Origin of the sequence: Paenibacillus polysaccharolyticus (genome assembly GCF_023714295.1) — a bacterium.
Taxonomy (GTDB): Bacteria; Bacillota; Bacilli; order Paenibacillales; family Paenibacillaceae; genus Paenibacillus; species Paenibacillus polysaccharolyticus_A.
Map to the genome: position 1 here is coordinate 114,640 of NZ_JAMAUN010000004.1, position 20,003 is coordinate 134,642.

The 20,003-nt window shown below is 43.7% G+C and carries 24 protein-coding genes; 2 read left to right on the forward strand and 22 right to left on the reverse strand.

The annotated features are described in order from the left end of the window. Nucleotide 1: 1 nt before the first annotated feature. The 16 genes from M3629_RS13150 to M3629_RS13220 form a co-directional block, all read right to left on the reverse strand. Nucleotides 2–580, reverse strand: coding sequence for a hypothetical protein (locus M3629_RS13150; RefSeq protein ID WP_251506956.1), 579 nt, complete (start codon nucleotides 578–580; stop codon nucleotides 2–4). 33 nt (nucleotides 581–613) lie between these two features. Further along, nucleotides 614–1,315 (reverse strand): hypothetical protein, encoded by a 702-nt coding sequence (locus M3629_RS13155; protein WP_251506961.1) that lies wholly within the window; start codon nucleotides 1,313–1,315, stop codon nucleotides 614–616. Nucleotides 1,316–1,339: 24 nt separating this feature from the next. Beyond that, nucleotides 1,340–1,777, reverse strand: a complete 438-nt coding sequence (locus M3629_RS13160; protein WP_251506964.1) for a hypothetical protein — start codon at nucleotides 1,775–1,777, stop codon at nucleotides 1,340–1,342. A 53-nt stretch (nucleotides 1,778–1,830) separates the two neighbouring features. Then, nucleotides 1,831–2,244: a DUF4279 domain-containing protein gene (locus M3629_RS13165; RefSeq protein WP_251506969.1), complete on the reverse strand. Its 414-nt coding sequence runs from the start codon at nucleotides 2,242–2,244 to the stop codon at nucleotides 1,831–1,833. A gap of 571 nt (nucleotides 2,245–2,815) precedes the next feature. Next, complete coding sequence (locus M3629_RS28835; protein ID WP_435368220.1) at nucleotides 2,816–2,944, reverse strand: hypothetical protein; 129 nt, start codon at nucleotides 2,942–2,944, stop codon at nucleotides 2,816–2,818. Between the two features lie 244 nt (nucleotides 2,945–3,188). Continuing rightward, nucleotides 3,189–3,593 (reverse strand): hypothetical protein, encoded by a 405-nt coding sequence (locus tag M3629_RS13175; protein ID WP_251506973.1) that lies wholly within the window; start codon nucleotides 3,591–3,593, stop codon nucleotides 3,189–3,191. A 76-nt stretch (nucleotides 3,594–3,669) separates the two neighbouring features. Next, on the reverse strand, nucleotides 3,670–3,795 hold the full coding sequence (locus M3629_RS28665) for a polymorphic toxin-type HINT domain-containing protein (protein ID WP_353056747.1): 126 nt from the start codon (nucleotides 3,793–3,795) through the stop codon (nucleotides 3,670–3,672). 139 nt (nucleotides 3,796–3,934) lie between these two features. Next, nucleotides 3,935–4,159: a hypothetical protein gene (locus tag M3629_RS13180; protein WP_251506977.1), complete on the reverse strand. Its 225-nt coding sequence runs from the start codon at nucleotides 4,157–4,159 to the stop codon at nucleotides 3,935–3,937. Nucleotides 4,160–4,221: 62 nt separating this feature from the next. Then, entirely contained in the window at nucleotides 4,222–4,563 is a 342-nt protein-coding gene (locus M3629_RS13185) for a hypothetical protein (protein ID WP_251506981.1), read from the reverse strand. Nucleotides 4,564–4,729: 166 nt separating this feature from the next. Next, entirely contained in the window at nucleotides 4,730–5,065 is a 336-nt protein-coding gene (locus tag M3629_RS13190; protein ID WP_251506985.1) for a hypothetical protein, read from the reverse strand. 33 nt (nucleotides 5,066–5,098) lie between these two features. Then, the gene (locus tag M3629_RS13195) at nucleotides 5,099–5,419 is read right to left on the reverse strand and encodes a hypothetical protein (protein ID WP_251506989.1); all 321 of its coding nucleotides are present in this window, start codon (nucleotides 5,417–5,419) and stop codon (nucleotides 5,099–5,101) included. Between the two features lie 217 nt (nucleotides 5,420–5,636). Next, on the reverse strand, nucleotides 5,637–6,089 hold the full coding sequence (locus M3629_RS13200; protein WP_251506992.1) for a copper amine oxidase N-terminal domain-containing protein: 453 nt from the start codon (nucleotides 6,087–6,089) through the stop codon (nucleotides 5,637–5,639). A 392-nt stretch (nucleotides 6,090–6,481) separates the two neighbouring features. Beyond that, a complete protein-coding gene (locus M3629_RS13205) occupies nucleotides 6,482–8,197 on the reverse strand; it encodes an ABC transporter ATP-binding protein (RefSeq protein ID WP_154983167.1) in 1,716 nt (571 codons plus the stop codon). Between the two features lie 53 nt (nucleotides 8,198–8,250). Next, the gene (locus tag M3629_RS13210; RefSeq protein ID WP_154888231.1) at nucleotides 8,251–9,282 is read right to left on the reverse strand and encodes a FecCD family ABC transporter permease; all 1,032 of its coding nucleotides are present in this window, start codon (nucleotides 9,280–9,282) and stop codon (nucleotides 8,251–8,253) included. Nucleotide 9,283: 1 nt separating this feature from the next. Continuing rightward, nucleotides 9,284–10,339, reverse strand: coding sequence for a FecCD family ABC transporter permease (locus M3629_RS13215; RefSeq protein WP_251506996.1), 1,056 nt, complete (start codon nucleotides 10,337–10,339; stop codon nucleotides 9,284–9,286). Nucleotides 10,340–10,631: 292 nt separating this feature from the next. Next, nucleotides 10,632–11,369: a glycerophosphodiester phosphodiesterase gene (locus M3629_RS13220; RefSeq protein ID WP_251507000.1), complete on the reverse strand. Its 738-nt coding sequence runs from the start codon at nucleotides 11,367–11,369 to the stop codon at nucleotides 10,632–10,634. 227 nt (nucleotides 11,370–11,596) lie between these two features. On the opposite strand from M3629_RS13220, the gene M3629_RS13225 reads away from it, so the two are divergent. Further along, complete coding sequence (locus M3629_RS13225) at nucleotides 11,597–11,947, forward strand: hypothetical protein (RefSeq protein ID WP_251507004.1); 351 nt, start codon at nucleotides 11,597–11,599, stop codon at nucleotides 11,945–11,947. A gap of 172 nt (nucleotides 11,948–12,119) precedes the next feature. Here M3629_RS13225 and M3629_RS28400 read toward each other — a convergent pair whose 3' ends face one another. The 5 genes from M3629_RS28400 to M3629_RS13245 all read right to left on the reverse strand — a co-directional run bounded on the left by M3629_RS28400 (nucleotide 12,120) and on the right by M3629_RS13245 (nucleotide 15,869). Then, a complete protein-coding gene (locus tag M3629_RS28400; protein WP_260510917.1) occupies nucleotides 12,120–12,248 on the reverse strand; it encodes a hypothetical protein in 129 nt (42 codons plus the stop codon). A gap of 123 nt (nucleotides 12,249–12,371) precedes the next feature. Beyond that, nucleotides 12,372–12,956: a TIGR00730 family Rossman fold protein gene (locus M3629_RS13230; RefSeq protein ID WP_251507009.1), complete on the reverse strand. Its 585-nt coding sequence runs from the start codon at nucleotides 12,954–12,956 to the stop codon at nucleotides 12,372–12,374. 258 nt (nucleotides 12,957–13,214) lie between these two features. Further along, complete coding sequence (locus tag M3629_RS13235; RefSeq protein ID WP_251507013.1) at nucleotides 13,215–13,634, reverse strand: hypothetical protein; 420 nt, start codon at nucleotides 13,632–13,634, stop codon at nucleotides 13,215–13,217. Nucleotides 13,635–13,654: 20 nt separating this feature from the next. Continuing rightward, nucleotides 13,655–14,356 (reverse strand): uracil-DNA glycosylase, encoded by a 702-nt coding sequence (ung, locus tag M3629_RS13240; RefSeq protein WP_285888696.1) that lies wholly within the window; start codon nucleotides 14,354–14,356, stop codon nucleotides 13,655–13,657. Between the two features lie 241 nt (nucleotides 14,357–14,597). Beyond that, nucleotides 14,598–15,869: a MalY/PatB family protein gene (locus tag M3629_RS13245; RefSeq protein ID WP_285888697.1), complete on the reverse strand. Its 1,272-nt coding sequence runs from the start codon at nucleotides 15,867–15,869 to the stop codon at nucleotides 14,598–14,600. A gap of 263 nt (nucleotides 15,870–16,132) precedes the next feature. Here M3629_RS13245 and M3629_RS13250 point away from each other — a divergent pair, with 263 nt between their 5' ends. Then, a complete protein-coding gene (locus M3629_RS13250; RefSeq protein WP_090923711.1) occupies nucleotides 16,133–16,840 on the forward strand; it encodes a helix-turn-helix domain-containing protein in 708 nt (235 codons plus the stop codon). A gap of 150 nt (nucleotides 16,841–16,990) precedes the next feature. Here M3629_RS13250 and M3629_RS13255 read toward each other — a convergent pair whose 3' ends face one another. Further along, the gene (locus tag M3629_RS13255) at nucleotides 16,991–19,912 is read right to left on the reverse strand and encodes an insulinase family protein (protein ID WP_251507021.1); all 2,922 of its coding nucleotides are present in this window, start codon (nucleotides 19,910–19,912) and stop codon (nucleotides 16,991–16,993) included. Nucleotides 19,913–20,003: the final 91 nt, after the last annotated feature.

A 20,003-nucleotide genomic window follows, 5' to 3' on the forward strand; every position in this document is an offset into this window, starting at 1 on the left:
ATTATAAATATTCCTTCCAAACATTAAATAAATCAATCAATTGTCTTTCATCACCTCTTTTTCTTACATATGCCAGAGAGGTGTTATAAACAATTGCAATTGCATTCATTTCTACTTTCCCAAACCCTTTTATAACTGGGCGGTTCACATATACATAATTTTTAGGTGTATGAACAACTCCCCAGTCAAGGCTAGAAAATAAATTTGTGAAAACTGTACCAAAGTATATGCCTATATCAATAATAATTGAACTAGTTTCTTCATTAAACTTTTCAGAATTTTTAAGTACCTCATCTCTTAACCATTCAGGCGTCATACTAATTTCTTCTTCCAACTCTACTGCCGTCTTTGGAACCATCGTAATTCGAGGAATAAACCATTTCCACAAAATCCCCAAAGATTTTTCTGATAAATCCAAGTCATTTGGAGATGCACCTGTCATCTCGTGATAAAAAGCTCTCAGTACTTCTATTCTTTTTGGAATCTCAGAAGTAAACCAGCCAAGATAAGTCCTAGCTTCTAATTTTGTCATAATCTCAAAGGGTACAATTTCAAAAGGAGCTATCATTTTATCATACATAAAATCAACTCATTTCAGCCAAGTAATCATCCTTTAACCTGCTACTACATATGCAATATCTTCGAAATATCTCTTTAGTGACAGCGTTTTTTCTTTAATGACTATATTAACTAATGTATGAGGCCAACGCTTAAACGCAGCAATACCACCAATGTTATCCATTCTCGGCCCTTTTTCTGCGTCATATCTCCATTGCCCACCGAATTGATTCCTGATTATTTCGCCAAAACAATAACTAACATAATAAATTTCATCTTGCACAAGTCCTTTTATAACAAGTTGATCCAATATCTCAACGCTCTCCGAGCTATGTAGATTAAGTTTGTTATTGTTCACAAAATTTTCAATTGGATTTCTCCAGTTTCCCTCTAAATAATTGGGCGCAGGAGGTGGAGTGAATTCTGTGTTTTTAGCAAACCATGGTAACGCAAATTGTTCTATAATTTTTAGAAAATGTTTAAAAATGCTTCTTAGTTCTTCTTTATCTTGATACATGTACCACTCATTTACTTGATGCCTCTCAAGCTTAGTACTACTTACAGATTTCGAGCCTGTTTGAAACGTACACCGGATTGCATTGGGTTCCCAATTGCTTTTATCAATCTCAATATATTCTTGTACATATCCTTCTCTGGATCTAACAAAAACCCAAGGATTAGAAGAACCTTCAAACTCAAACGAAAGTTCTTTTAGGCCATCCTGCAACTCTTTTAATAGTATCTTAGTAAGATTCATAACTTTCCTCGTTTCTCCAAGTGATCACATTATAATTCTGTATGCATTTAAAACAACTCTTAAAAACCGTTCCATCCCACAATTATTGTCTGAGATACAATTCATTTCGCATAGCTGTATTCCTGTATTGATCAAAAAACAATACTCTATTTCTGCATCATCAAGCCCTTTAGCTTTCATCATCTTTCGAGAAGATTCGGAATTAGATTTTTGAATAAAAATAAAACAACTCTCGGCATCATTGATAAAAATATCACTGAAAAAGTCAAAAAACTTGTCCTCATGGGCTAGATTATGGCACTTAAAAGTAATTTTCTCTCTTGCTTCAGATTGCGAAAGTGAACGACAATATACATCTAAAAGGGCCACGCGGAGCCCATCCATCGGAGAAGCATTTTCAATATCAAGACGTGAATACTTGTCTACAATTTTTAAGACATCATCTGCAGTTGCCCTGATCACACTATTTTCCTCCATACACTGCCGTATTCAAACAAGTGGAGAGGAGAATTCGACTATTCATCCCCTGTAATCACTCCACCATAAGATAAGATATGTATCTCAAGCCCAAGTCCTAAACCAACCATTTTTTTCATCGTCACATGTGAAATCTCCAGCCCCATTTGACCATAATCTGATCTTAAATACCCGCTTATGTTTACTTCCTTGTATTGTTTAATCAAACTATTTATTTGTTTGCAGTTCTGGTTCAACTTATCCAATAAATTATTCAGAGCCTCCTCGGGCTCGGCGCCTTTCGTTATTAACACATCAAATGACCAGATATCATATGGAGCCTGAAGTTCGCCCCCCTTCTTTATGGATTGTCCCCTTCTGGTAATCGATTCCGGTTTCATTCTTAATCTTTCACTGATATCATCAAAGTCCAAGACCTCATCACGTATGAGAAATGTAAACTTACCTTTCATTTTCCATTCCTTCCGAAGTGCATTTCGTTACTGTTGCACTCAATCTTCTTCATGTCTGCTTTAATAAATCGAGAAAAATTCATCGGAAAACTCACCGTCAATTGTATACTCAATATTATAGCCGCCCTTCCTCCATCATTTTATCCTACTTGATCTCCGGCTTAAAAGAACTATTTTAAAATATACGAAACATTATATTTGCTGATCCAATCTATAAAAATCTTCTCTTAACAACTGTGGGCGCACGATTTCAGCAAGAGAAATAAAATTTTTCTTAATATTGATTGTATTCTCTAAATACATACTGAACATCATCCCCCTCCCTTGACCTATCAACCGCTATTGTCGCGTCATTACAAGCTGTTTTGTGAGGCTTAAACCGGGCAATAGTGTACATGGAGAAAAGGCCATGTTCTTGCATGATTCGACAATACGACGTCTGGAGACGATGAATCCTCGTTCCTGAAGCTTGGCTCTTCCTTCGCTTCATAATAGAACGTGCTTTTGGCGATGTCGAGGACGGCGCACATTGCTGATATCGAGTAACTATCACGGTTATTCTGGATGATAGCTACTTTCGTCCCATGATCAGCGCGGCTTGCTTTAAAATATCATTCTCCATACGTAGACGCTGGAGCTCTTTACGCATAGCGATTAATTCGTTTTCTTCAGGCGAGCGGTGCTCATAATTTACATTCACACAATCCCCCCATTAAACCAAACAGTTACTCACTTTGGGATTCAGTACTAATTTGATAATCATGCGCGTTGTTTGCCACTATTTTAATTTTGTTCAACTGACTACCGTCTCCATATTTACCAATCGGGACGATCATCACGCCATCGCGAATGAATAAACTTAGCAACCCTTAGCCATGCCGATTTACTTGGCACTAATCGGGGAGAGAAAAACCTTGAGGGTGTTAATCCCCAAGGTTTTAGCGTTAGTTATCAATTTCAGCTTTCATTTTGTAAAATAAATCTAAGTGGTACTTTTCTCTCTCCATTAATCCGACATGATGGTCGAAATTAAACGCGATTTCTTTATAGCCAAGGATCGTTGAAATTTGTTCGCGATTTGGTTCACCTATAAAATTGAAGTACCAAGAATTTGGAATTTTTTGATCAATAACTTCGAACCATTCATACGGAAACCATACCGGGTCAAGATTTAAATCGGGGTCCTGATGATCAACTTTCAATAAGTAAAACATGTAATTATCCCAATGGCCGATCGAATACACATTAAATGTTGCCCCAATAATTAACGACTCACATTGATAATTTATTGGGTAACCTGCCTTAGTGGATAATGAATCGCTTTTATTAGATATACATTTTACTTTCATAAAGTACCTCTCTAGGAATTACCTATCCTTAAATTTGAAATCATCATACTGCCTAGTTTAATATTTTTCTACCCCATTAGCTGTCTATCTTGAGCGTATTCCCATGGCTCTGAACAAGCAAGTCTCCAACCTTGAGATCATTGACAAACGTCCATTCTTTACCTTTCACATAGAACGGATGAGTGAAGGTCGATTCAATCACTTGGTCGCCAATATGATCTCAAGTATCCGTTTATATTTACTGAAACTATTAATTGGTTTGCATTTCGGGGTCAAATATCCAAATAATTCCCAATAATTCATTAAAGTGCAAAACCTCATCTCATTATTTTCCACGGAGATCATTTGGTTACTTTCAAGGCTTGATTAATTTTGTCCATATCAAATACTTCCCTACCGTGGTCTGCCACAGCATATATTTTCAGCCAGAATGCATCTTCTTCAGCATAACTTTCGATCGCCTCTTGAATAATCTTTTCTGTTAATTCTTTAACTATAATATCGGGCTGCGCTGGAGGAATAAAGGAAACATCCTCTCTCTCCATAAATTCAATCACTTGATGCATAGCTGTTCGACTTACCTACAGTTCTTCCGTTACTTTTTTAGTAACATCCTTTGAAGAATGACTTAATAAACTAACTGTTCTTGCCCATCTATCACTAACAGGTCATCGTAAATCTCCCCTGACATCCTATAAAACAACTCATATCTGCCAATTTCCTTGCCGTCGTAAATGATGGGGACTAAGGCAATAATGTGAGAATATTCAGGTTCATTCCAATTTATTATGCAATAAACTTTTTCTAATTCTAGCATTAATTTTTCAGAGTAGTACTTTCCAAAAAACAGTTTCTCGTCTTCTGGAGACTCTGCCAAGTAGTTGTTTACGCACGATAAGCAATAATTTCGTGCTGTAGATTCTACATTATGGGACTTAGCCCAATCTACTATCACATTTTGATCAAACATTTTACCTCCACTAAAGCAAATTAAAATTAAACATATCCTTATTCGGAGTCACACCACTTTTTCAGTTCAATTAAACAGGTATCATCATGAATTGCAGGTTCATAACCAAATTTTACAGATTCAACATCATAACGTTCCATAAATAGATAAAAATATTTCAATAATCCTAGACTTTTTCTTTGTCAAAAATACGATCTTCGATTAGTTCTATCTCCGAAAAGTTAATCTCAACAGTTCCTGATTCTCCATCAAATGACAATAGAAGAAGGAGCTGTTCCAAAGTTATACCCAAACGAAGCTTATCTACAGTAATTGTACCCGTCCCCGGGATGGTAAAAAATTCAGAAAAGCTTGTTATGTCTTTAAACTCCTTATTTCTTTCTTCCTCTTTATCATAAAAATTCGAAGATATAATATTATCTGGAGTAAGCTTGAAATCATGAAAGAGCATATTATTCAAATATTCCGTTCTTAAGTCAAATACTACTTCAAGAGACTCCACATTTACACCTCTTATCATTTGAAAATCGATCCATTACTTCCTTTTCCCACGCCACCAATACCTTCCCCACACGCCCACCACACCACACAACAGTAGCGCACAGTATGCCCAGGCAAACAGCATCGCAAGTCCTAACCCGATGTTGGCATCCAAACGTTCATCGGTGATGTAGGTATACAATGCAAAAGTAAGCGGTACAGCGCCGACGACAAAAAGTCCCATAAACCAGCCAGCCAAGATTCGGGAACCTAAGCCTTTGTTAATCCCCATCAGATTACGAATCCCCAACAATAACAACGATAAAATTAAAAGAAAACCGAGACAGGTAAGTAGTATTTTAGTCAGATCTGACATGTCAATTGCCTCCTAGTAGATAGACTGTTTGTCAATAAACTTCACTGCTTCTCGTAAACATATTATACATTTCAGTCAAACTATACCTATCATTACCCAAAAGGAGGTTTCTTTTTGTGTTTAATGCTCCTATTTTTACTGTTCGTATCATTTTACTGGCCTCTCGGTCCTTTAATAACAAAAAAATACCCTGGTATACTATACCAAGATATATTCACTATTCTATCGAAGCTTCAGGAAGAACGATGTGAATTGAAAGTAATGGTTTATCAAAATTCACCGTTGCACCTATGGATTCACTGATAAATCTGAGGTTCACATATAATGTATTGCCTCCAAGGAAAGGTGCTTGTGATAAAGCAAATGATTTTCCATTCACAAATGCTGTCGTTTTATTCTCGCTTAGTTTTATAACTGTAGCACCGTCTTGACTGCTTGCCGTCACTGTTTTGTTCATATTGTCCCAACTTACTTTCATATCACATTTCTCGAATATTTCACGAAAAGGAACCATAGATACTCCTGAGTATGCAACAATCGCATCAAAATCCAGTTTCTCGTCGTTTATGTAGATAGTCGCCCGAAGTGCCTCTCCTGCTGCATAAATACTCGTTGAGCATACAGACATGATTAAAAGGATAAGACCAAACGTAAATAATTTCTTTTTCATATATTTCCCTCACTTTCTTCACAAATTTTCGTCAGCTATTATTGTAACGGTAGTATCACTACTTCTAGTAATAGAAGCATAATCTGTAAGAGGAGCATTGAAAGCGCTATTAGACGCTATAGGCACTGCAACATCATTGACTTCTATGTTAGAGGACGATGCTACGCCATATCACTTTGTTCTTCGTATTTCTCTTTGATCTAATTAATGTATTTTTATTGAATTTCCTGACAAAATGATAATACTACTTTTCTCCTTAATATCAATATGTACATATACAAAAAAACTCGAAACCGAAGTTATTACTTCGTCTCAAGCCTTTTGTATGATAATTGAATTGTTGCTGTCATTACTTACTATTCACGCAAACATTCTTAAATTCACACCCTGAGCTATGCACCAAACTGCGCATAGTGCAGGCGACTGTAGATGCCGCCCGAAGCAAGCAGTTCCTCATGACGTCCCTGCTCTGTGATGCCTTGCTCGGCCACGACTACAATGCGGTCTGCATTTTTGATCGTCGCCAGTCTATGAGCGATAACTAGTGTGGTGCGCCCTTCGGACAACTCAGCCAGTGATTGTTGAATCGCGGCTTCCGTCTCGGTATCAAGCGCAGACGTTGCCTCATCCAGAATCAGAATCGGTGGATTCTTCAGGAACATACGAGCGATAGACAAACGCTGCTTCTGTCCACCGGACAGCTTCACGCCGCGTTCTCCAATCAGTGTATCCAGTCCTTCCGGCATGGACAGAATCAAGGATTCCATCTGGGCCCGACGAGCCGCCATCCAGATTTCTTCTTCAGATGCATCCAGTTTGCCATACGCAATATTCTCCCGAATCGTACCATCGAAGAGGAATACATCCTGCTGCACGATCCCGATCTGACTGCGCAAGGAATCCAGTGTCATGTGCTGAATGTCCTGACCATCAATCGTGATGCGCCCTTCCAGCACATCATAGAATCGTGGCAGCAAACTGCAAAGTGTTGTTTTCCCCGCACCCGACGGACCGACCAGAGCTACAGTTTCACCGGCACGAACACTTAGATCGATACCCTGAATGACCGGCTCTTGATCCGAATAACCGAAAGTCACTTGCTCGTAACGAATGTCTCCACGTAGATGGGATACCGGAACAGCATTAGGGCGGTCCCTGACATCCGGCTCCATATCAAGCAAGTCCGTATACCGTTTGAAACCTGCAATGCCTTTAGGATAGGTCTCTATAACCGAATTAATCTTCTGAATGGGTGTCAGGAACACATTGGACAACATAATAAAGGCAATAAACTCCCCATAGGTCATGCTGCCGTTAATGACAAACCACGTTCCGCACACGAGCACAAACAACGATACCAGCTTCATCAGTACATAACTGATGGAAGAGTTCCACGCCATAATTTTGTATGCAACCAGCTTGGTTTGACGGAAACGACCGTTGTTTACAGCGAATTGTGCTTTTTCATACTCTTCATTGGCAAAAGCCTGAACCACGCGAATACCCGTAATGTTGTTTTCAACACGAGCATTGAAATCGGCAATATCCCCGAACATTCGGCTGAAGGCTTTGGACATTTTGTTCCCGAAATACAAAGAAAGATAGATAATCAGCGGCACAATGATAAACGTGAGAATCGCCAGATTCCCATTAATGCTCATCATGATACTGAAAGCACCGACCAATGTCATCACGGCAATAAATACATCCTCCGGACCATGATGGGCAATCTCTCCGATATCCATCAAATCATTCGTCATGCGGGATACCAGATGTCCGGTCTTTGTATTGTCAAAATATCGGAAGGATAACTTCTGCACATGGTTGAACAGACTTTTACGCATATCCGTCTCGATATTGATCCCCAGCTTATGTCCCCAATAGGTTACAACGTAATTCAGGAATGAGTTCAGCAAGTAAATGCCCAGCAGTCCTAGACACGCCCATAGAATCCAATCCCAGCGTCCACCTGGCAGCAGATCATCTACAACCCGGTTCACAGCTAGCGGAAAAGCCAGCTCCAGCAACGCAACCAGAATTGCACAGGTGAAGTCCAGAATGAACAGTTTTTTGTACGGCCTATAATAGGCAAAAAAACGACGAAGCATAAACCTAGTTCCCCCTTACGGCAATCCTCCGTCAACATGATGATGATTACCTTCTATTTCGTCCTGCTTAGAAGATACAGGAAGTATGGTGCACCCAGAATGGCAACGAGAATCCCGGCTGGAATCTCCGAAGGTTGCAAAATGACACGTCCCAGCGTATCCGCGACCAGAACGAGCAATGACCCAACCAGAGCAGATGCGGGTAGCAAAAACTGATGTTTTGGCCCAACGAGACGACGCGCCAGATGAGGCCCAATTAGGCCAACAAAACCGATACCGCCGCTTACAGACACACAGGCTCCTGCCAAAACAGCTGCTGCAGCAAGCAAAATCATACGTTCACGCTCTACAGGAGCACCGAGACCACTTGCTGTCTGATCCCCAAGATTCAATACATTCAGTACACGTGCCTTCGCCAGTACCAGCGGTACAAGCACCAGGATAAATGGCAACAGTGCCCAAACAAACTTCCAATTCGAGCCCCAAATGCTTCCTGCGAGCCAAGTGGCCACAAATTGATATTTCTCGGGACTAAGTCGCAACGTTAACACGATCATAGCTGAACTGATACCGGCTGCGATCCCGATTCCCGTGAGCAACATACGGGTTGGCAAGATGCCCTCCCCTTTTTTGTAGGAAAGGATATAGATTAGAAATGCTGCAAAGCTTGCGCCAATCAGTGCAAGGATCGGAAGCAGAAAGATCGGAGCTGCTGTCGTCGTTGGAAAAAAAGAAACAAATAGCATCACCATAAGCCCCGCTCCAGCATTAATACCTAGAATCCCAGGATCGGCGAGTGCGTTTCGCGATACCCCTTGCAGGATACAGCCCGACAACGCCAGACCCGCCCCGATTAGAACAGCAATCACAATACGAGGCAGTCTGAATTCAAACAGGATCAGCTCCTGTTTCGGTGTACCGCTGCCAAACAACGTCCGTAAAACCTCCAGCGGTGAAAGCTTGGTAAAGCCGGTATTCATACTGATAATAAAAGCGGTAATAATCAAAAGACCAAGCACAATAAGAACAACGATCCCTTTTGTTTTCTTTTTGCGCTCTGCACCAACCATAGTTGAGGAACCCATCTTACAGCGTCCTCCTTTCTTTCCGCGCCAGATACAGGAAGAACGGCACCCCGATGAGGGCAACCAATGCGCCAATCGGCGTTTCGTAAGGCGGGTTAATCATACGTGCTGCCAGATCCGAAAATACAAGCAAAAGGCTGCCCATCACGGCAGAACAAGGAATAATCCAGCGATAATCGACCCCAACCAGCTTCCGGGTAAGGTGGGGGATAATCAGACCGACAAATCCGACTGCACCCACGACAGATACTGCAGTACCTGCCAGGATTAGTACTACAATCAAACCGACCAGCTTGATCACACCGGTACGCTGTCCCAATCCAACCGCAATCTCCTCGCCAAGACTGAGTAACGTAATTGAACGAGAGATGATCATACCCACGATCAGTGCAGCGAGCACCCAAGGAAACATCACTTCAAGCTGAGACCACTTCGTTCCGGCCACCCCTCCGGCAGTCCAGAAGGCCAAGTCTTGTCCGATTCTGAAGTAGAGCGCAATCCCCTCACTCAGCGCAGACAACATAGCCGATACCGCGGCTCCAGCCAGCACGAGACGCAGCGGCGTCAGACCTGATCTGGATGCTGCACCGAAACCATACACAAGTAGTACACCAAGTCCTGCTCCCAGGAATGAGTACATAATAATGTACATATATGGCAGCCCCGGGAAAAAGGCAAAACAGATCGCCAGTGCAAAGCCGGCGCCAGCGTTCAGACCAAGCAGTCCCGAATCGGCGAGCGGATTCCGGGTCATGCCTTGCATAATCGCTCCGGCAACAGCAAAGCAAGCACCCACCATCGCTCCGCCAAGAATACGAGGCAACCGAATCTCCCATATGATCTGATGGGGTGTCAAGTCAGGGTTAAAGTTAAATACCGCCTGCCAGACCACGCCGAGTTGAATATCAGCAGCACCAAATGAAATGGACAACGCCATACCCAGAGCAAGTAGCAGAATACCGCCTGTTAGAATGAGAGTGGCTGCCCATGGGCGTGTATGGATTTTCGCTGTAGGTGACTCCTCATTTGAATGCGTGGAAGAACCGTTCAAGTTCATACTTGTCCACCCGTGTTATGAGTGAAGCTTATTAACCTTATGTACATAACAATCACCTCTCCAAAAATACCGCTTCTATTGATATTGATTCTCATTCCCATAGAATATTGTAAGGGAATCCTCCCAGTCTGGCAATGGACAAAAAGGACAACTTTCTTGCAGATATGAATATTTCCGCATGAATATGCACGAAAAAAGGCTATACAGCGCCTCAAAGCTCCTGTATGGCCTTTTCTTATTTTGTCTTGCATATGATATGTCTTGCATAATCTAATCCAATTATGACATTTGCTCAACGAGTCCGAAGGGTCATCAATGAAGCCAGCACATCCGGAAGATCGGTAATGATGCCTTGTACTCCCATATCCATCATCATCTCCATATCGCCGGGATCATTCACGGTGAAGGGATAGGTGACTATACCCTGAGCAAGAGCAGCACTTATTTCCTCTTTGGCCACAGCCAGCTTATACGGATGAAGGCCCGATGCCTCAAGTTTAGCCGCGTAATCATAAGGACGATACAACTTCTCCATATATAAAAGCGCAGTACGAATGTCCGGCGCGATGCGCTTACACTTCACAAGCGAGGCATGATTAAAGCTGGATAGAACAACCTGTTGCTCCATGTTCCACTCCCGAATAACTTGCATGACCTTTTCTTCCATCCCCTTGTATGGAACGATGCCATTTTTCAACTCTACATTAAGCAGAATTCTCTTGCCTTGCACCAGGTTAAATAACATTTCCAGTGAAGGAATAGACTCTCCGGCGAAATCCGAATGGAACCAAGAGCCTGCATCAAGAGTCCGCAATTTATCGTAGGTGCAATCTTTAACCCAGCCTTCGCTTCCCGCCGTCCGTTGTAAAGTTTCATCGTGGATTAACACCAACCGACCATCGGCTGACATCTGCACATCCGTCTCGATTCCTGTTGCCCCCAGTTCCAGAGCTCGCTCAAATGCAATCATCGTATTTTCCGGGCATACCGCAGATGCACCACGGTGGGCAATAATTTCGATTTTGTTCAATCCAGACCCTCCTGCATTCAAAGTGGATTCTATGAACTTTCACTATATACACCATTTGTCATACACGTATTAAGAGAGCGTTTAATTGTATACTGGCTTGTTCATTCAGCACGGGTCTAACATTTAAAGGGCTGGGGATTCACTCATTTTTGCGAACTCAATCTAAAAACCGACATAGTATAATATCAGTCGTAGACAACTGCACTCCGCTGTAAGGAGGTTGCCCTTTGAAACCGTTGAAATCACGAACAAGGAAGCACTCGATCCCTTCCAAATCTTACTCTGCCCAAAAGTGCTCACCGCACCATTCAGCGAAGAATAGATCAGAACCCGGATCGAAAATCAGCACGTCAAGACCTCCCGGATCACGACAAACGATTCCGCGAGCTTCTGTTCGAGGACTCTCTTTACCTGACAGAACAAGTAATCAGTCCGGCGTCATCGAACCCAAGCAAAATAAACTGGATAAACTGGCCTTTGTTGCGGCTATCCTTGCACTGATTGCTTCTGCTATTGGACTATACATTGCCTGGAAAACACTTATTCTACCCAGCGATACTACGGAAATCGTTGTATAGTTTCCAAGTAGATAGCTCTATCTCATTGCTTATGGGATGGAGGTCTTTTTCTAGGCACAAGCAAAAAAACCGTTCCCCTGAAACGCCGGCAGTTGCCGGCGTCTCTTTGGAAAGGCCATTTTCTTCGAATGATGCCGCGAGTCAGCATGCATCTGTTATAGAATGGTCTGCATTACAGTACGAACGTGCGGGAGATGATAACCAGCAAGATAAACAACACCAGGATTGCGCCTGTTGATGTCCATACACCACCACCGAAACCTCCACAGTAGCCGTAACCTGCTCCTTTGAGATCGCTCATGAGTGACACTCCCCTCTTCATCAAAGTACACTATAGACTATGTCCGCAAGCGTTATTTGCTTGGGCAGATGGGGAAGTTTTTCACTTGAAGCAGCAGGTTACGGCTTACCCTTTCTATAGCCTTTATTTTCCGCTGAGTTCAGACCATTTCTGAGTTAATTCCTTGGGGATGTAGGCGTCCATCTGAGCAAGCAATTCAGCCGGATCAGACTCAAGACTCCACAGACTGAGATGTGATGTGTTGGAGAATCCTTCATGAACACTGTGCTCCACCATTTTCATAAGTGGTTCATAATAACCGTTCACATTCAAGAGGCCTACAGGTTTGCGATGAATGCCGATCTGTGCCCAGCACAGTACCTCGAACAATTCTTCGAACGTGCCCATACCGCCCGGAAGTGCGATAAATCCATCGGATAGCTGTGCCATCGTCGCCTTCCGCTCATGCATCGTTCCCACTTCAATCAGTTGAGTAAGCCCGCCGTGAACCACCTCACCCCGGAATAAACCCGTGGGCATCACCCCAATCACTTCTCCGCCTGCCGCCAGAGCCGCATCCGCGACTGCCCCCATCAAACCCATACAAGAGCCACCGTAGACCAGCGCATATCCGCTGCTCGCAATCTGTTCCCCCAAAAGGGTAGCATGCTTAATATAATCGGGATGATTTCCCGGGTTAGACCCTGCAAAAACACATATCCGTTTCAAGTGGTTTCACTCCTTTTTAAGATCTATCTCCTTAGTATATAGCACAAATGTCATTGCTATGTTACAGCATGTTAACAGAACACATGCACAGCGTTATAAGAAGTTTATATAAGAGAAAAAAATACCCGGCCGTTTGCAGCCGGCCGGGTTCCCAAATCCATACACATTCATTTAGAAGGGGTTGTTACTACCTACTATAAGGTCGAAACATTAATGCCGTGTGATCGCAGTATGAAAACCATATTAAATTTCAACAGACTATCGTATGCCACGCCGCGAACGTACCACAAACATGTGCTTGTCCTTGCGAAGCAGACGGCCGTCTTCAAGCTCGACCTGATCTTCGTCATGTCTTACAATCGTGGTCGATAACGCTACAATTTTGGCTCGCCGCCAAATCATAATCTGTGACTTGAAATAGATCGCATTTTCAAACTGGATTGCTTTTTTCATCACATACCCGATCTTGTGGACTTCAGAACGCGCTTTTTTCAGAGGCAGGCTTTCGTCAGGAAGTGGTTTGATCATTGCAATATTGTCAAACGATACTTTAATCCGTTTCGGTCCGATTCGAACACATTCCGTCTCTTCATCCCACTCTACCAGCGTTCCCTTTAGAGGCTCGCGAATTCCTGTTGCCCGGTATACTGCTACTTTTCGTCCAATCCAATGTCGCAATGTGCTCGCCTCCAATCTATCTAGTTTTCAGGTATTGTCCAATCGATCGGTTTAATACCTTTGGAGACGAGAAATTCATTAGCTTTGGAAAAAGGCCGACTGCCAAGAAAGCCGCGATGTGCAGCTAAAGGGCTCGGATGTGTTGATTCCAGCACCAGATGTTTGTCTCTATTAATAAAAGCACCCTTCTTCTGAGCGTGACTTCCCCATAGCATGTACACCATAGGCTCATTGCGTTCATTCAGCTCACGAATGACGGCATCCGTGAACGTCTGCCAACCCAAAGCCTGATGAGAGTTCGGCTGGCTCTCCCGAACCGTCAGAACCGCATTGAGCAACAACACACCCTGCTCTGCCCAGTGAATAAGTGAACCATGCTTTGGAACAGGCACGCCCAGATCGGCCTGAAGTTCCTTATATATATTTTTCAGTGAAGGCGGTACGCGCACCCCCGGTCTGACCGAGAAACTTAATCCGTGAGCCTGACCCGCACCGTGATAAGGATCTTGACCAATTATAACGGCTTTCACCCGATGATACGGGGTCAGCTTCAAGGCAGAGAACAAATCTTCCTTGGGCGGGTAGACCGTCTGTGTTTTGTATTCCGCAGCGAGCGCATAACGAATTTTGTCAAAATACTCCGCTTCCGTCTCCTGCTTCAACACCTCGTCCCAATCATTTCCAAACATAATATATAGGCTCCTTTCCCTTGATGAATACATATCCGTGTAGCCCGTTTAGAAGAGCTCTTCCCTGCAAGAGTCACATGTCCAGCGACTCATAGACTATCCACCATTTTAACATAACCGTAGTCGACAGACCAGAAGTGTACGATGATGAGCAAGGAAACCGTCCAGATAAATAAAAGAAACAACTCAAAAAGGGACGAAACAGAATACGTTCTGCTCCGCCCTTTAATATTCAGTCTGTATATACCCGTGTTCATCGTAAAACTTACCGATGCTATACGTGTACGGGCAGCTCCGGCACCTGTTGTTGTTCCGTCTTGTGGCCCACCAATACCCGACTAATTCTGCTCAAGCCTTCCTTCAAGACAGAACGAGGGCAAGCCAGATTCAACCGAATGCAGCCTTCGCCGTTTGCCACAAACATTCCCCCGTCCTCCAGCAATACGCCTGCTTGTTCCGCAAAAAACAAAGGCAGGTTGACATTCTTCGGTGCATATGGCGTAATATCAATCCACGCAAGGTATGTGGCGTCAGGGATGTGAAAAACGGCAAGCGGCAGATTGGTTTTCATAAAATCATCAACATACGCAAAGTTATCATCCAGGTAAAGTTTTAACTGTTTCAGCCATTCATCGCCATGTTCATAAGCCGCTTGAGTTGCCGCAATACTTAGCGGATTTTTGAAGCCGTAATGACGTGCCTGCCAGGTCTCCCTTAGTGCTTTGTTCGGAATGATGACGTTCGAAAACATCAGACCTGCCATGTTGAACGTTTTGCTAGGAGACATACAAGTTATAATTCGGTCGGTATCCGGAAACAGTTTGGCGAGTGGAGTATGCGTTGTTCCCGTACGAAGCAGATCACAATGGATTTCATCCGAGATGATCCATATCTCATTATTCAAACAGATTTCGCCTACTCGCTTCAGTTCCTCCGTGCTCCAGACGCGTCCAGATGGATTATGCGGATTACAGAAAATGCAAACCCGTACTTTCTCGTCTCTCGCCTTCGCTTCAAAATCGTCAAAATCAATCGTATAATGCCCTTCTTCATTTAACATGTCCGAACACACCAGCTCAAGCTGGTTATGGTCTGCTGCCGCTTTGAAAAATCCATAGGACGGCGTCAGGATCAATACCTTTTCGTCCGGCTGGCAGATATACTCCACCAGTTCATAGAGCGCCGGAATAATCCCATTCGATGTCTCCAGATGCTCCTTCGGGAAAGACCAGTCATAATATCGTTTCATCCAGCTTGCTACCGCTTCGTAGTAACTCGGGTCAAAAACTTGCGAATACCCCATAATGCGGCGATCCAGGCGTTCTCTCACGGCATCCAAAATCTCGGGGGGTGTGGCAAACTCCATATCGGCAATCCACATGCGGATGAACTCCTCATCCTTAAACGGAAATTCCATCTCACTCGTTGCGTTGAAAATATATTGGCGGAAACCATCTGTATTCATCGCGTTGGTTCCGGTACGGTCAATGATCTCATCAAAATTATAGGATGTGTTCACCTTGTTCATCTTGGTCATCTTGGTCATGGGGATTAGCTCCTCTGTCTTCTCGTTTTAGCATTGTCGGTGCATTGCTTCTAACCCTATTGTTCCATGCCGCCCGAGTTGCATCAAACGCAAGAGAATCTACTCAAAAGAAACAAATCGCTTTCCATGTTTCCTCAGAATAGTCTTTTCACTGAAAAAGTGATATATTTCTGATAGGTCCTGGCTTTTAAGAAAGACTTTTAGCCTATTTGTCTATTCTCAGGAAACACTTCGGATCATTCAACTCGATAAGGAGCACCCCAATGAACAACATCAACCAGGAAGTGGGCAAAAAAATACGAAACTTCCGCAAATGGCGCGGGCTCACCGTACAACAACTGGCAGACCAGATTTTCAAGAGCAAAGGTACTCTTTCCAAATATGAGAGTGGTGATATTACGCTGGATCTCGTCACACTGCACCAGATTGCAGATGCGCTGAACATTCAGGTCGAGCAGCTGCTTTACCAAGAACCGAGGCATGCGTCTCCGCTGATGAACACGGTCCAGTCCAGTTTTTTCAAAAACTCCACCCGCTTCTATTCGTACTTCTACGACGGCAGGAACAACAGTCTCATCCGCTGCGTGATCGACATGATGGCTCAGTCGGATGCCAACCGCTATCGGACGGTGATGTATATGAATGTGAAGGATTTTGACAATTATCAGGAATGTGAAAATATGTACTGGGGTCACACCGAGCATTATGATACGCTGACTACACTCATTTTGAAAAATCAGGCTACGCCACTGGAGAATCTGTATATTAATATTTTGGCATCCTTCCAGGAATCGGAGAAAAAATGGGGACTTATGGCTGGTGTTTCATTCAGGCCGTTTATGCCCATTGCACTGAAAATGCTTTTCTCCCGAACACCGTTGCCGGAAACACCCGAGCTATACAATGAACTGAAAATATCCAAAGAGGATCTGCGCACACTTAAAATTTATAACATGCTTGCGGTAACTTAAACGGGGACCCGAATAAAATAAAAAAGACACTTGCCCAAGCTGTTTTACTTACCAGCCCAAGCAATTGTCTTTTCTTGTTATCTAGAGATGTTTTTTCTACAGATGTTTATTGAATCCTTCTTTTCACAACCGCACCCGGGTTACTGCACCTTAATGTTTAATCAGATCCAACGTTTCATCAAACTGTTGTTTCTGCTCCTCAATCTTATGCTCATTTCCAATAACACACCGATGCTGTTGCTCCAGAATGGCAGAGACAAATCCGGCAAACCCGATAATATCGCTCTCTTTCGTCCCAAGCACCTCATCGCGCTCCTGCTGCAGATCAGCTTCGGTCACATTGGACAGATAACATTCCAGCGAGAATGCCCCTTCACCGTAAGGCGTTCTTGGCGCATCCAGATCCTGAATCGCACCGATGATATAACGGGTCATCTCCCGTTCGTCGGCACGGAAATCGTTCAGATATTGCGGAATCTCCTCGTATACTTTATAGGTTTTATCCAGATTCGGGTCGCGGTAGGAAGCCAGATAACTGTCCCCATTCCGTCTAAACCCGGACATACAGCCGTAAGCGCCACCTTTGGCACGGATATTGTTCCACAGATAGTCCAGTGACAAGATACCCTGTAATACACGCAATGAGCCTGTATAAGCATACCCTTTTTCAATATAATTCCCGGTTTGCACCACATACTGAACTTCGGACGGAGAACGGAAACCTTCGTTATGTGTTGCAGGCGTAAACGCAAAAGCTTCCTTCGCCACTTCATGTGTGAACAACTTGGCTTTCAGAGCGGACACCTGCTCTTCCAGACCTTCGTATCCTTTATCGTCTGCCGTGTAGCTGACAAGCAGGTTCTCCGGTCTGAAAATGTAACCCATCAGCTCTTGCAGGCTAGAGGACAGCTCTTCTTTTTTCGCATCAAAGTTCGCCTGTAGATCCTCAAGCCACTGATAATAAGCAATCCCGCTAACCGCCTCACGGAAATCAGCAACGGCTGAATGTTTCGAGGACGATCTGGCAATCCCTGCGGAATGACCGCTGTTGATCAGACTGCGCTGCAAATTACCTTTCACCTGAGAAATGATCTCGAAAAGTCGCTTGGAGTTGTCAAAACGGGACGTAAACACGATTTCCTTGATCATATCAAAAGCAAATCCCAGTTTGTCATACAGTACTTTTGCATTGAACTCATAGGTTGCTTTGAAATCGTGAAGCTGATGCGCATTCGCATACGACCCAACCCCGCTGTTGATTCCGCCGGAATGGATATGAATTTCATTTGATAACTCGTTAAACAAGTAGTTTTGAGTGTCCACGTAACCAAGTACGTTTTTGAGCAATCCCACATAAGGCAACAAGCGGCGCGGTACTTCCTTGATATCAAACAACAGTCTCAGATAACCGATGCCATTCGTATACAAGTTATGGTGCAAAATCGTTGTGCCGTCCACGTTGTTCAGCGTTTGGTACAGTTTAGACGCCTTCGTATCGATATCCTCAATAGACAACGTCGGGATCACCTGCTGCTGTTCCTTGGTGGAAGGGGTGTTCTGGTACTCGGCAAGCGCTTCGGTGCGCTTAATCATATCCTGCACCTCTTCTGGACGAAGTCCGGCCTGCACCGATTTCAACCGCTCCTTCAGCGCCTCTTCCTTACGTGCGTTCAAGCCTTTGTCCGGTGTGTGCGCAACAAAAGATGTATGTGTATTTTGTAATAGATACTTCTCAATCAGTTGTTCGAAATAGCCGTCTTTCATTTTGGACCGAAGTTCTGCAAATACATCATTCGCTTCAAAATACGTGAAAGGCGCTTCCTTATCATACAGCCAGCTTTGGAGGGAGGAAAGTCCGTAGATCAGGCCTTTCGGCATGCGGCCAAAATCTGCTTCCCGGTGGTTAAACTCATAAGAATTGATGCCGGCGAGCAAAGCTTTCGGGTCAAAGCCTTCTTTTACAACACGCTCCAGCACTTCCTTGATTGTACCGAGAAATTCGTCCTTGCTGGACAAGTTGCTCTTCTTCAGTCCCACCGTGAACACGGGCTGATACAAGCTATCATCATAAGAGCCGTAGACATCCTTCGCGATGCCTTTATCCAGCAAGGCTTGCTTCAGAACAGCTCCCGGTGCGTTAAGCAGTGCGTATAACAAAATCTGAAACGCAATGTTCAATTCCTTATCCAGACTTGTGCCAATCACCGCATTATAGGTCAAAAAGCTATTGTCTACTTCGGATTCCGTGCTTCCCGCAGAGTAGGACTTCACCGTATCCACCCGTTTTGGGAAGGCAGACTGCAGTTTAATCTCGGAGTCAATCTCGATCCGATCATAGTTGCTCAGGTAATGTTCATCCAGCCATTGCAGTTTCTCTTCCATATCCATATCCCCGTACAGATAGATGTAACTGTTGGACGGATGATAGTACCGTTTATGGAAAGCAAGCAATCCTTCATAAGTGAGATCCAGAATCGCCTCCGGGAAGCCTCCAGACTCGCAGGAGTACGTCGTATCCGGGAAAAGAGAATTCAGCACCTCTCGTCGAACCAACCTTTCCGGCGAAGAAAAGGCACCCTTCATTTCGTTATATACCACACCGTTGTATGTCAGTTCGTCTTCTGCAGAAGTCAGGTTGTAATTCCAACCTTCCTGCAAAAATATTTTTTCGTTCTCATAAATATTCGTATTTAGTACCGCATCCAGATACACATCCATCAAGTTATGGAAGTCATGATCGTTCCGACTCGCAACGGGGTAGACGGTTTTGTCAGGATACGTCATCGCGTTGAGGAATGTATTGAGTGAACCCTTAAGCAGCTCCACAAAAGAATCTTTGGCCGGGAATTTTTTCGAGCCGCAGAGCACGGAGTGTTCCAGAATATGCGCTACCCCTGTATCATCTTCGGGAGGTGTGCGAAAACCGATGTTGAACACCTTGTTATCATCACTATTGGACAACAGTACGATATGAGCACCCGATTTTTGATGTTCCAGCAGGTACGCATCGGATTTCAGTTCTTCGATTCTACGCTCCTGTAATACCTTATATGGCTTAAGCTGTTTCAACATAAACTTTGAGTCCTCCGTCCATAGATTGTTGTGTTGGTTGATGGGAAAGGTAATATATGCCTATCGACTAGTATACACCATTGTGACCTCA

Bases quoted from the DNA above. Each gene is read 5' to 3' on its own strand.
- M3629_RS13150 (WP_251506956.1), bottom strand. From the start codon at position 580: ATGTATGATAAAATGATAGCTCCTTTTGAAATTGTACCCTTTGAGATT.
- M3629_RS13155 (WP_251506961.1), bottom strand. From the start codon at position 1,315: ATGAATCTTACTAAGATACTATTAAAAGAGTTGCAGGATGGCCTAAAA.
- M3629_RS13165 (WP_251506969.1), bottom strand. From the start codon at position 2,244: ATGAAAGGTAAGTTTACATTTCTCATACGTGATGAGGTCTTGGACTTT.
- M3629_RS13175 (WP_251506973.1), bottom strand. From the start codon at position 3,593: ATGAAAGTAAAATGTATATCTAATAAAAGCGATTCATTATCCACTAAG.
- M3629_RS13180 (WP_251506977.1), bottom strand. From the start codon at position 4,159: ATGCATCAAGTGATTGAATTTATGGAGAGAGAGGATGTTTCCTTTATT.
- M3629_RS13185 (WP_251506981.1), bottom strand. From the start codon at position 4,563: ATGTTTGATCAAAATGTGATAGTAGATTGGGCTAAGTCCCATAATGTA.
- M3629_RS13195 (WP_251506989.1), bottom strand. From the start codon at position 5,419: ATGTCAGATCTGACTAAAATACTACTTACCTGTCTCGGTTTTCTTTTA.
- M3629_RS13200 (WP_251506992.1), bottom strand. From the start codon at position 6,089: ATGAAAAAGAAATTATTTACGTTTGGTCTTATCCTTTTAATCATGTCT.
- M3629_RS13205 (WP_154983167.1), bottom strand. From the start codon at position 8,197: ATGCTTCGTCGTTTTTTTGCCTATTATAGGCCGTACAAAAAACTGTTC.
- M3629_RS13210 (WP_154888231.1), bottom strand. From the start codon at position 9,282: ATGGGTTCCTCAACTATGGTTGGTGCAGAGCGCAAAAAGAAAACAAAA.
- M3629_RS13215 (WP_251506996.1), bottom strand. From the start codon at position 10,339: ATGAACTTGAACGGTTCTTCCACGCATTCAAATGAGGAGTCACCTACA.
- M3629_RS28400 (WP_260510917.1), bottom strand. From the start codon at position 12,248: ATGAGCGATCTCAAAGGAGCAGGTTACGGCTACTGTGGAGGTTTCGGT.
- ung (WP_285888696.1), bottom strand. From the start codon at position 14,356: ATGTATTCATCAAGGGAAAGGAGCCTATATATTATGTTTGGAAATGAT.
- M3629_RS13245 (WP_285888697.1), bottom strand. From the start codon at position 15,869: ATGACCAAGATGACCAAGATGAACAAGGTGAACACATCCTATAATTTT.
- M3629_RS13250 (WP_090923711.1), top strand. From the start codon at position 16,133: ATGAACAACATCAACCAGGAAGTGGGCAAAAAAATACGAAACTTCCGC.
- M3629_RS13255 (WP_251507021.1), bottom strand. From the start codon at position 19,912: ATGTTGAAACAGCTTAAGCCATATAAGGTATTACAGGAGCGTAGAATC.